The following is a 13164-nucleotide window of genomic DNA, read 5'->3' as shown; positions in this document are numbered from 1 at the left end:
AAATCAAAACACTAATGCGCTAATATGTGGGTACTGCAGCTTTTTCCCAATTAGCTAACTCTTTTTTCAGTTTTACTGCCTGTTCCAGATTTTCATCGATCAAATTATGTTGTTCCGAAAGATCTTCCGTCACATTAAATAATTCATATTTACCGCTATGGTACTTTACAAGTTTCCAATCCCCAGAAATGACAGCGGCGTACTGGTCTTCATAGCTTCTAAAAAAATAGAGATTACGTTGCGCTAAAGTACCACCATTTATAATCGGCATCAGGCTCTCTCCATTGATCCAATCATCGTTACAAGGTTTCCCAGATGCGATTTCAATAAGCGTTGGATAAATATCTAACGATTGCACCGGTATGTCAGTAGTTGTATTCGCTTTGGCAATACCTGGATAATCAATTATAAAAGGAACACGGGCACCACCCTCGCCAAGTGTGTTTCCACCGGTCTTACCACCACTCAATGGTGATTGGTTAAAATAACCACCTTGATCCGAAATTAACAATAATACTGTATTTTCAGCAATTCCCTTCTCTTGAATTGCTTTTCGAACCCGACCGACCGATACATCCATTGCAGTCACCATAGCCGCATAATTGGCATAGCGATCTTCCAATCCTTCCGCCTTGTACTTGGCTACCAAATCTTTTGGGCCTTCGTGCGGCCCATGAACATTATAATACCAAAAGGAAAGCATAAACGGTACGTCTTTATCATAGCCGCCTATAAAATCTTCTGCCTTATCGGTCAATACATCGGTCAAGTACCTGTCTTCCGGAGTATCTTCCAAAGGATTGTCTATTTTAAAATAAGGTGGATAATAACTTTTAGGATGCCCGGCATTCGCCGTACCATACTGTTCATCAAAACCTTGTTTAATAGGATGATAAGGCTCGTGCCCCAAATGCCATTTGCCTATGAACATATTATAATAACCAAATTCTTTTAAACGCTCGGCATAGGTAACTTCTTCTAAGGGGAACCAATTTCGCGAAGGCATTTGTACGGGATCTTTGGGCCATAGATGAAACTCTTCGTCTGTTCTCCCGTTTTTAAAACTTCCTTCATTCGCACCAGGAATGTGCCTTACCATTTGAAAGCGCACAGGTTCTTTGCCGGTCAGTAGAGAAGCACGACTTGGGCTACAGGTTGGGGTAGCAATATAGGCCCGTGTAAATTCGAGTCCGTCTTTTTTTAATTGATCAATATTCGGTGTATGTAGAATTTCTGTCCGGTACCCTAGATCCATCCATCCCCAATCATCAACAAATAGGAGAACTATGTTGGGTTTCTTGACCTTTGCCTTAACTTCATTGTTTATGTCAGCGGTTTTTTTACTTTCGGTTTTACAAGAAATGGAAAGCGCTAAAAATAACGACAATAATGTCGTTATTATGATTTGTTTCTTTCTGCAATTCATCAATAATTATTTTTTTAGATACGTTATAAACTCAAAAAAATCGCTTATAGAACGTTTTGCTAACCGATATCAAAACTTGAGAGACACGATTAATATTGCTTGTTTTCTAAGTGAGGTAAGCGCTTTTTTGAGTTAGGTAAATAAAATGCCAAATTTAAAAACAGCTGTCTTTGACCGTTCAATAAATGTCTCTCGAAGTAAAGAATAATATCTTATCAAGGGACGATACAAAAATTCAACGCTTCTACGGTGATTGAATCGTAATACTTCTTTATTCCATATAAAATACGGATGCCGGTATTTTACCTTTTGAAAAAGAAGGTCCCTTCCACTGTATATCAAGAGCATTCTCCATATCGGATTCACTTTGACAATAAATGCGGATAGGGTGATACCCTTCCTTTAATTTAATGGTACCCTCTTTTAATGTCCCCGACTTATACCCATAATCGGCGTCGATCAAACTGGCCTCATGAATACGTACGTAAGCTTTGTTCGTTGCCTTTACGTAAAACGTATACGTACCGCTTTTGGGGACTTTGATGAATCCTTCAAAAAGATAGACGTTTCCTTTCTTTACTTTGATTTTATCCAATGAAAGGGATTTAGCAACACCTTGGTCTATAGGGGTCAGATCATCTACACGGGCAAGCCAAGGGGCATTGCTTTCATATACCTTCCAATGCAATCCGCTTTTTAAACCATTGCCGAGAACGGCGGGTACCTCTTCCATATCATAAGGTCGAGCCGCTGTCGTATCGGACACCCGTACTTGCAAGACACGCTCTTTCATTTGTTTTTGTAGTTCGGCCAAGTTGCCATTGTTGGCCAAGTTGGTCGCCTGATGCGTATCATCGATCACATTATAAAATTCAAAATCGTCATCCGCACCTTGAATATTATAGCGTAGGCCTACAATATCTCCCATACGCATCATTTGCATCTGCTTTCTTAATCTGCCTCTATTATTAGGTGCAAATTCATCGTAATCGGGAGATTTCCTTCCTTGATTATATTCAACATAGATTAAGCTTTCCTTTTGTTTTCCTTGCCCCGTCAAACTAGGCAACAATGATACACCATCGCTATTTACCGGTGCTGGAAGTCCGGCTGCATCCACAAATGTCGGAAGCCAATCATAAGAAATATTCGGTGACTCAACCACGTTTCCAGCGGGGATGTGCGTCGGCCATCTCGCTATCAAAGGAGTTCGCTCCCCTCCTTCTAAAACATCTCTTTTGATGCCATCAAAGGGACCAAAACTATTAAAAAAGTTTGCTTTGTAACCCTCTTTGGGCAAATAGGATTCAATAGACGGACCGTTATCCGAATTAAAAATCACCAAGGTGTTTTCATCGATGCCTAAATCGGATAATAATTGGAGAATGTCTCCCACCTCATTATCAATACGTCTTGTACTGGTAGCATATCGCTTATAGACATCGGGCCAAGCCACTTCAGGGGTTGACGAATCATTATCGTCATCGTACGTAGCTTTGTCATAATCTGGGTGCACCCATGAGTCTACCTCGCCCGATGCCGTATTGATCATATTGCCCGGTTTGCCCATCCATTGTAATCCACCATTGAGACCACCTCCCTCAGGATACGCCTGTGTTGGCAACTCTAAGACGGCATGGGGGGTATCGAATGCCAAATACATAAAGAAAGGCTGTTCCTTTTTATGCTGTACCTGTTCTACAATCCATTTTTTGGCTACAGCAGTCCACAGGTCACCGGTATAACATTTATCGAGGTCTTTACTGACCTCTGTTTTGTTCTCGTACACTTCTTTTCGGCCCCGATATACACCCTCTTTGGGATAATGTTCATGTCCGTCTGAATGCCGCATATACCCATAGTAATAGTCAAAGCCTCTATTTAATGGGTGCGCTGGCCACTGATCACCATTTTCCGACCATCGCTTTGAGCCTTGAAGTCCCCATTTACCAATTGCTGCGGTTGTATATCCTGCCTTTTGCAAAACGTTGCCCACGGTATGGTTGTCGGCCAATGCCTTATCGAATTGGTTATCCCGAACATTGGCATGACCTTGGCTCAAACCCGATAGAAATGAAGATCTTGATGGGGCACAAACCGGAGCAGCTGTATAATGATGTGTAAGAATCGCTCCCTCGGAAGCCATTTTATCAAGGTTGGGCGTGAATGCCCAAGGTTCACTACGGTCGTTTTTCTCTTTCCTTTGGTTCTGAAAAAACACCCCTACATCACCGTAACCTAAATCATCGGTGAGTATATAAATGATATTAGGCTTGAGGTGCTCCGGAGTTTTTTTCACCTGACCTTTTATCTGCTGGGCAAACAGCAATAGTATGGTACCGATGATACAATATGTTTTTTTCATAATTTTTGAGGTTGTTTTATCGATTTGATGTAAACAGGAAAACATAGTGGTTTAAAAATCCACTCTTACTTGAATTGAATTCAAATATCGCCAATTCTACAAAAAATATGTATGTAACCATTCAGCAAATGTATTTCGGAGTAGATTATACTAAGAAAGTAGTGTTAGAAAAGTTAATGGGTCGGACGCTTTACGAGAATATTATGGCTAAAGGCAATTAATTAAACAGTTTCCAATTTAGCATTATACTTTTCCATGTATTCGGAAGGGGTGATTTTCATAAAATTCTTGAATTGCCGATTAAAATTGGTGAGCGTATTAAAACCCGACTGGTAGCAAATTGTTGATATCTGAAGTTGACCCTCAATAAGTAATTTACAGGCGTGCCTTATACGTATTTCATTCAAATATTGCGTAAACGATTTTCGTGTTCGCTTTTTGAAGTAACGGCAAAAGGCGTTGGGAGTCATATGTGCAATAGATGCCACCTTTTCAAGTTCGATTTTTTCGTCGAAGTTTTCGGTAAGATAAGAAATGATTTTAGCCATTCGTTCCTTTTCACTGTTCTTGAAGGTATTATGAATACCTTCGGAGCAAAGGGGTACATAATTCTCACTAATCGATAAGACATCTAAGATCTTCAGAAGTCCTATAATACTAGATAAGCCCTGACTTCCTACCAACCCTACCATATGGCTATGTACCAAATAAGATACTGCCTTTGAGAATTTCAGGCCGCGATTAGCTTTCTGAAATAAATGCTGCAATTTTCTTGTTTCGTTTAACTCATCAAAACCTTGACCAAACAAATCGCGTTCAAACTTGACCACTATTAGGTCAACAGCACCTTCATCTCCCTCGTCTTCGTAGTACTCTTTGTGGTTTCTAAAAAGATGGGGTAGATTACTACCGATCAAATACAGTTCTCCTTCCTCAAAATTGCCTATCGAATTACCAACATAACGCGTACCTGTACTTTTCAAAAAATAGATGAGTTCCAATTCCTTATGAAAGTGCCAATTTTGCTCAATGCAGGGCATGGTATCCTTTCTGGCCAAAAAAGAACTTTCAGGTCTTAATTCGGTCTGCTTATAAGTCAGTTTCATTTATTAGGTGATTTTGTAAAAAGCATCATCCCACCTATTGAAGTATAGATGTTATAGGAGCCAGTTCCTCATTTATAAATATATAAAAAATTATACGCCAAATAATACCCATTAGGCGCCTTTTGTGTTAAAATAATGCCGATTAAAAAAATCTATTAGAATTTAATTCATCCTAGAAAACAATTCATATCTTATTTTCATAGGGCTAACACATAATTACAGGCACACAAGTTAACTTCATTGTTTATGCGTCATTTCGTGCCAATTCACCTGTAGTAATGCTAGATTTAAAACCCTAAAAGATTTATCACAATTGGATACTAACAAATAAATTTCTGAATTGACGGAGCATTACCTAACAAAATAGAAGTTTTGAAAGTCTAAATAAAAAAGTTAAAACCATATATGCTACGAATCTGAACATATGAAGCTATTGGTCTTAAAAATTCTCATGACCTTTAATCTATCTAAACAATATTGTCTTGTCCTTAGTTTTGAAGATTATCGATAACTTTAGGTTTCAAATGTAATCCGTTCTGTAAAATGTGCATTTCTATAAAATTTACTTTTCAATTGCAGCGGGTTGTACTCGGCATACTGCTCTTCGTATGTGCCGGCCCAAGTTATGGGCAGACTTCTGTTTTTTTCGACCACTTCACGACGAATGAAGGTCTTTCACAAAGTGATGTCAATTGTATTTTTCAAGATAATCTGGGTTTTATGTGGTTTGGAACCCATGACGGACTCAACAAATATAACGGTTACGAATTCACCGTACATAAACCAGAAATAGGTGATACAAACAGTATCAGCAGCAATCTTGTTTTTGATATTGCCGGAGATTCGGATGGAAATCTTTGGATCGGCACCACGGGTAGCGGATTAAATTACTTCGATAGATCAACCGAAACCTTTACCCAATTCAAAAACAATTATGAAGATCCCGAAAGTCTGAGCAATGACCATATCATCAAAGTTTTTCTAGACAGTAAAAAGAGATTGTGGGTAGGTACGAGAAAAGGTCTCAACATGACCGACTTGAAAAAATCAAGCGACAGAATAGGTTTCTTACGTTTGAATTTGGAAAGCAGTGAGCCCGTTTTAAATGTCAATTTCAATATGGTCAGTGCCATATGTGAAGATTCCATAGGTCAAATATGGGTAGGTGGCCCTACCGGATTGTTCAAGCTTACCAGAGATAGTAAAGGCGATTATTTCTTACTGCATATCAACGAGGCAATAGGTCTGCCAGAAGTTGGCGTGACAAGTATTGCGCAGAATGCAGATGGCCAACTTTTGATAGGCACAACTGATGGCCTATTTATGTTGCGTGAAAATGAAAAATCTACATCAATCCTAAAAATACATGAGGGGTATTATAATGATCTCCAGATAGATCAAGATGGTAATTTATGGGGAGCCACCAATGATGGATTGGTACAGTTCAAGTGCCAAAAAGATGATGGTCTTCTTATTTATGATGACCAATTTAAATATGACCCGAAGAATCCGGGGAGTTTAACAAAAAATGTTATTAAATCTCTTTTTCTAGACAAAGCAGGGATTCTTTGGATAGGTACTAACGGAGGTGGCATCAATAAATTAGATCCCTTAAGAAAACAATTCAAGCATATTCGAAAAACGTCAGACACGAATAGCCTTAGTTATGATAAAATAAGATCGATTTACGAAGATAGCAATGGTACGATTTGGATCGGCACAGAAGGAGGAGGCTTTAATATGCTTCAAAAAAGAGGCAATGCCAAGTACAGCAATTTTAAGAGTTTTGATGTAATCAAAAATACCTTTGCCATAACCGAGGTAAGTAGCATGCCACGTAAAACATTACTCGTGGGTGGTGAAGGCTCATTAGGACTATATAAAATTGATATTTCTCGCCCGAATGGTGTAACCAAGCGAAACATAGTTCCTTTTCAAAACTTTAAACATTCTGTTTTCTCATTATTGGAAGATCACAATAAAACTCTTTGGATCGGCACCTACGGCGGAGGCCTTCACCGATGGACACCAAACGGAAAGCTCGGCAGTTTTTTAAAAAGTAATTTCACCAATAATACCTTGGATTCTACAAGTATTTCCGATAATATCATTCGAAATGTGCTCGAAGATCGCCAAGGAAACCTATGGATCGCTACCGGAAATGGTCTCAGTCTAATATCGGCCAATCAGACTATGGCCGATCAACCAAATTTTAGAAATTTTAGAAATACCGTACAAGACAGCAGCAGCATAAGCCACAATTATATTCTATCACTTTATGAGAGTACTAACGGAGATATCTGGATCGGCACTTTTGGTGGGGGGTTAAACCGTTTCGTTCCTGGCAAAGATGGACAAAAAGATAAATTCATAGCCTACAAAGAACTTGACGGACTACCAAACAATGTTATAAAGGGAATTCTTGAAGATGACAATGGCCATTTGTGGCTATCGACCAATAAAGGACTTTCAAAGTTCGACCCGATTCAAAAAACCTTTAAAAATTACAATGTAAATGACGGCCTTCAGAGTAATGAGTTTCAAGAACTAGCATGCCTCAAGCGTAATAATGGCGAAATGCTTTTTGGAGGCGTGAATGGTTTTAATGCTTTTTTTCCAAAAGACATCAAAGATAATTCACAAGCTTCCGAAACGGTCATCACCAATTTTTCGATTCAAAATAAACCCATAGCAACAGGAGAAAAAATAAATGGTAGGACAGTATTAAAAAGATCGATAGAAAAAACAGATCAAATACGCTTGAAACATAATGAGAATAGCTTTTCGTTTGAATTTGTCTCCTTGCATTATGCTGCACCTATAAAAAATCGGTTTGCCTATAAGTTGGAAGGTTTTGACGACAATTGGGTACAGGCACCTTCGAACAACCGCTTCGCCACTTATACCAATATAGCCCCAGGTGAGTATACGCTGAAGGTAAAATCTTCAAATAATGATGGTTTGTGGGATCAAACACCCTCCAAAATTGAGATTACGGTTGTACCGCCATTTTGGAAAACCAATGCCGCCTATATAGTTTACACACTCTTGTTCTTGGGTATCTTGGCCGGGTTTTGGAAATATACGATCATTAGTGCCAGCAAGAAACATCAATTGGAGATGGAATATCTTGAAAAAGAAAAACAAGATGAACTACAGCGTGTTAAATTGGAATTTTTCACTAATATCTCCCATGAATTCAGAACACCGCTTACCTTGATCAAAGCCCCTTTGGAATACCTTCAGAAAAATAGCGGGAAAATCACAGAACGAGTAGTTCAAGAACAGTATGTACTAATGCAGAAGAACACCAATAATCTGCTAAAATTAGTAAACCAATTATTGGATTTTAGAAAAATAAATCAGGGGAAAATGCGCCTGGTCGTGCGACATACAAATATTGTCGCTTTTATAAAAGAGGTAGCCGAACCTTTCCAGTTTTTAGCTCATAAGAAATCGATAGATTTTACAGTAAATTCATCCGAAGATTTTATACGCACTTGGTTCGACCACGACGCCCTAGAAAAAATCACCAATAACCTATTGTCGAACGCATTTAAGTTCACTCCCGAATTTGGAAAAATTACCATTAATATATCAAAACAGAACGACAGTGAAAACGGCGGAGCGTTTGTGTTGATTGAAGTTAAAGACTCAGGAACTGGAATAAAGAGCAGCAAATTGAATACCATTTTCGAAAAGTTCTATGTTGAAAAAACCAAGAAGAAGATAAACGCCGAAGGAGTCGGAATCGGACTCGCATTTACCAAAAGCCTTATAGAATTACACCAAGGTTCAATACAAGTATCGAGTAAGAAAGGATTAGGTGCTAATTTTATAGTACAACTACCCATGTCTAAGGCAGCGTATGAAAGTATACCCGAGATTAGTTGTAAAGAAGTTTTCGACAACGATTTCTTGGTGCGTTCGTCGGAAACGGAATCTTTTGCAATCGGAATCAATGACGAGCTTGAAGATTTAAATCTTTCGAAATCAAGACCGAAATTGCCAGTATTGCTTATTGTCGATGATAATCCCGACATTCTTATGTTCATCAAACAGGCGTTGAGTGAGCAATACACCATTTTTGAAGCCGAGAACGGTAAAAAGGGATTGGAAGTTGCCAAACGGGTCACTCCCAATTTGATTATCACAGACCTTATCATGCCCATCATGGACGGTATTGAATTTTGTGAAGTCTTAAAAACTACGAAGACGACTAGCCATATTCCCTTGGTCATGTTAACCGCTAAGTCTTCACAAGAAAGTGAAATTGAAGGGCTTAAATACGGTGCCGATGCTTACATTCGAAAGCCCTTTAACGTAGAACTACTTGAGCTAAAACTTACAAACATTTTAAAACATCGTGAAGAATTACGGAAACGTTTTAAACAAGAGGTGACCTTACAGCCCAAAGAAATCACTGTAACCTCCCTCGATGAGAAATTTTTGCAGAATGCGGTCGAAGTTGTTGAGAAACATATGATGAATACCGATTTCAATGTAGAAATGCTGGTAAGGGAAATGGGGTATAGCCGTAGTAACCTCTACCTGAAATTCAAAGAACTAACGGGGCTTTCTTCCAGTGAATTCATACGTAACATTCGTTTAAAAAGAGCGATACAATTTTTAGACAGTAGTGATTTATCGGTTAAGGAAATCATGTTCCGGACCGGATTTAGTACGGCTTCCTATTTTTCGAAGTGTTTTAAAAAACAATTCGGTGTAGTTCCCAGTGAATATGTCCGTGGAATAAAAGGTGACAATAAAACCGCAAACCTTTAAAGCCCAAATCGAATACTACCCATACTAAATTCTGAACTATGGATGGTTGTACGTTTTTAACCCACAAACAAAAAAGCGTACCAATAAGTATTGATACGCTAAAAAAACTCAACTAACATTCTTCGACTCTAGATTTTGCTATAACGCAATCTCCAGAACGTGTGCAAATTCACCCGTCTTTTCTCCTAAATTCTTAACTAAAAGCCCTTGTTCAGCTTGTTCAAAACTTACTTTTGCATCACTTCCTAAAAGACGTACTCCCTTAATTTTCAAATCTTTGGTATATTCACCAAGGCTTCCCAATGATTTTATATTGATTTCGCCATTTTCTGGCCATGCCAACATGGTTGCAAACAATCTATTTCCTTTTTGTGTAAAGCGAATATCCTGACCGGTAAACTCTTTGTTCTGACCTTCGGAATGATGTCCTTTTTTAACCTCTGTAGGTCCTTCTCCGAACGTTTTCCAATACCTGGTATCGTAGATGGCATCTCCGTTTACAGCAAGCCAATCTCCAATCTGCAACAAGATTTTCTTTTGATCATCAGGAATAGTACCATCAGCTTTTGGACCAACATTCAACAATAGGTTTCCATTTTTAGAAACTATATCGACCAAATCATCGATTAATTGATTAGCCGTTTTTGAATCCCAATTGGTAACATAAGACCATGAATTTTTACCTATTGAAGTATCGGTCTGCCAGGGCAACTTTCTAATACCAGGAAGTTTACCACGTTCCAAATCGTAGATTACGGTTCCTTCAGGGAAGGCCTCATGATCAAAATTTTTGTCATTAATCAGTACTTCCTTGCCCCACTCTATACCCTTATTATAATAGTAAGCGGCCAATTTTGGACGCAAATCGGCAAAATCATCGATATCCACATAAAAATCGAAGTATAAAATATCTGGCTGATAAGTATCGATTAAATCGGTCGTTCTTTCCCACCAACGCTGTTTGAATTTTTCAGATACCGGTTCTGTAAGGTTCTTGCCCTTGCTCGAATACAAATCTGCATACTCTGGATCGACCGTATCGAACTTATCCTTTTTATTATAAAACGACCAATTAAAAGCAAAATGGGAAGAAGCGCCCATTTTGAGACCTTGCTTTCGACCTTCCTCAAAGAGTTCTCCCAAAACATCCCTTTTTGGCCCCATGTCAAATGCGTTCCAACGAGTGGTATGTGATTTGTACATAGCAAATCCGTCATGGTGATCAGCCACTGGAACTACATACTTGGCCCCTGATTTTTTGAAAAGGTCAATCCACTCTTTCGCATCAAATTTTTCGGCCTTGAACATGGGAATAAAATCTTTATACCCGAACTCCTTTTGATCGCCCCAAGTTTTTTTATGATGCAAATAAGTATCATTTGGCCCTGTTTTGCCTAATTTTAATTGGGCCGAAAATGTTGCGGTATCCATGTACATTTGTCGTGGGTACCATTCCGATCCGAAAGCAGGTACAGAATAGGCGCCCCAGTGAATAAAGATTCCGAATTTATCGTCGCTAAACCACTTCGGGTCTTTGTAATTTTTCTTGATGGATTCCCAATTCGGTTGAAATTTCGGAATCGAATCTGTAACGGCGTTTGCGCTATGTTCTGTTTTCTTTTCTGTCTTGCATGCCCCTAAAAATAAAAGCCCCATAAGTATCAGAAGTGAGTATTTCCCGCCCATAATGTCAATTTGATGATTAGTGTTTTCGAAATAACGATTTACTTCCCCGCTAAATTCCCCTTTTAACGGATAAACCAGAGCTACAGATGTCTTAAATACTGCAACAGATGGTTATTCGTCTATTAGCCAATCCTTTAAAACTGATTTTTTTTAATCTGACTTCCAAAATCCCTCTTAAGTTTCTCAAAGTGCATAGATTCTATTTCAGCAATTCGAGACTTGCCTTTTTTGCTACTATTCTCAATTAAAACATTTTCACTATCACATATGATCAAATTAGCACCATACATGATTTAAAAAACGCTATAAAATGTATGTATTCGTTACATTTATAGCCATATGACTCTGGAACCTATTGGTAAAACAATCAAAAGAATAAATACAGAAAACATGAAATCATTAACTTCTATAATAGTTTTTCTTGTTTTTCTTTCTGGAATCAGCGCTCAGAATCCGGCAGAACATAAAAAACCCAACATCATCGTAGTGCTTACAGACGATCAGGGTTGGGCCGACGTAGGCTTTAACGGAGCAACCGATATACCTACTCCAAATCTGGACAAATTGGCCTCTGAAGGTATTATTTTCGATAATGGTTATGTATCGCATCCGTATTGTAGTCCGTCTCGAGCTGGTTTGTTGACAGGGCGATATCAAGCCCGTTTCGGTCACGATTGTAATATGCCGTATGATGCCGAGAATAATGCTAGCGTGGGCACGCCACTTTCCGAAAAAATGATTCCGGAAGCACTAAAAGAGCAAGGATACCGCACCAGTGCGATCGGTAAATGGCACTTGGGTGATCACCCAAGCTTACATCCTATTCACCAAGGCTTTGACCACTGGTTCGGTTTTGTGGGCGGCGGAATGAACTATTGGGGGAAACCCGACGGTCCTTTAAAAACAATTGTTCGCAATGGCAAACCTGTTCCACAGCATGAATTGCAATACCTTACTGATGATTTTACTGATGAGGCAATCGATTTCATAACTAAAAACAATGAGAAGCCCTTTTTTATGTATTTGGCATATAATGCACCGCATGCACCAGATCATGCGACCGAACAATATCTCGAACACACCAAACACATAGAATATGGCGGTCGAAGTATTTATGCGGCAATGGTGAATGCTGTAGACGCTGGTGTCGGTAGAATAGATTCTACTTTGGCCGCTAATGGAATGAAAGAGAATACGATTTTGGTATTTCTAAGCGATAATGGTGGCCGCACACAACATGCCGACAATAGACCGTACCGAGGTCATAAGGGAATGTTGTTCGAGGGGGGTATCAAAGTACCTTTCTTTATCACGTGGCCCAAGAAGGTGAAAAAGGGTCAGCACTATAAAAAACCAATTAGTTCTTTAGATCTATTTCCCACGTTTCTAGAAGCTGCCGGAGGTCAACTCAAAAATGAAACACAATTAGACGGCACCTCCCTTCTGCCCTATATTTTAGAAGGGAAAACTTCAAATCCGCATGATAAATTATTTTGGCGCTCCGTTGGTGGTTTTGAGTATGCGGTTAGAATAGGTGATTTCAAACTTTATAAGAGTGCTTATAAAAATAAAACCTTACTCTTTGATTTGGAGACAGATCCTTGGGAGAGAAATGATGTTGCCGAGAAGCACCCAGAGCTAATCACCAAATTAGAAGTGGCATATAAAGAATGGGACTCAAAGAACCTAGTACCGGGTTGGTTCGACCCTCACCGTAAAAATGTCATCAAAGAAGAAAAAGCTTTTGAATCACTTCGAAAAAAGGCAACGGGACCTACGGGAGAATAAAATTCAAA

The 13164-nt window shown here is 39.0% G+C and carries 6 protein-coding genes; 2 read left to right on the top strand and 4 right to left on the bottom strand.

The window, feature by feature from the left end; genetic code table 11:
- Window positions 1-19 precede the first annotated feature (19 nt).
- From BLS33_RS14625 to BLS33_RS14615, 3 genes are all read right to left on the bottom strand, one after another.
- Window positions 20-1426 carry a sulfatase gene (locus tag BLS33_RS14625; protein ID WP_089890794.1) on the bottom strand — a complete coding sequence of 469 codons (1407 nt, stop codon included), beginning with the start codon at window positions 1424-1426 and terminating at the stop codon, window positions 20-22.
- A 271-nt stretch (window positions 1427-1697) separates the two neighbouring features.
- A complete protein-coding gene (locus BLS33_RS14620) occupies window positions 1698-3791 on the bottom strand; it encodes a sulfatase-like hydrolase/transferase (RefSeq protein WP_089891170.1) in 2094 nt (697 codons plus the stop codon).
- 221 nt (window positions 3792-4012) lie between these two features.
- Window positions 4013-4897, bottom strand: coding sequence for an AraC family transcriptional regulator (locus BLS33_RS14615; RefSeq protein WP_089890791.1), 885 nt, complete (start codon window positions 4895-4897; stop codon window positions 4013-4015).
- 543 nt (window positions 4898-5440) lie between these two features.
- Here BLS33_RS14615 and BLS33_RS14610 point away from each other — a divergent pair.
- On the top strand, window positions 5441-9682 hold the full coding sequence (locus BLS33_RS14610; protein WP_089890787.1) for a hybrid sensor histidine kinase/response regulator transcription factor: 4242 nt from the start codon (window positions 5441-5443) through the stop codon (window positions 9680-9682).
- Window positions 9683-9820: 138 nt separating this feature from the next.
- On the opposite strand, the gene BLS33_RS14605 is transcribed toward BLS33_RS14610, so the two are convergent.
- Window positions 9821-11368 carry an alpha-L-fucosidase gene (locus BLS33_RS14605; RefSeq protein ID WP_089890784.1) on the bottom strand — a complete coding sequence of 516 codons (1548 nt, stop codon included), beginning with the start codon at window positions 11366-11368 and terminating at the stop codon, window positions 9821-9823.
- A gap of 390 nt (window positions 11369-11758) precedes the next feature.
- Here BLS33_RS14605 and BLS33_RS14600 point away from each other — a divergent pair, with 390 nt between their 5' ends.
- Entirely contained in the window at window positions 11759-13156 is a 1398-nt protein-coding gene (locus BLS33_RS14600; protein ID WP_089891167.1) for a sulfatase-like hydrolase/transferase, read from the top strand.
- The last annotated feature ends 8 nt before the right edge of the window (window positions 13157-13164 follow it).

Origin of the sequence: Kriegella aquimaris, from assembly GCF_900103215.1 — a bacterium.
GTDB lineage: Bacteria > Bacteroidota > Bacteroidia > Flavobacteriales > Flavobacteriaceae > Kriegella > Kriegella aquimaris.
Note: the sequence above shows the minus strand (reverse complement) of the source record. Positions and strands in the feature narration are given on the sequence as shown.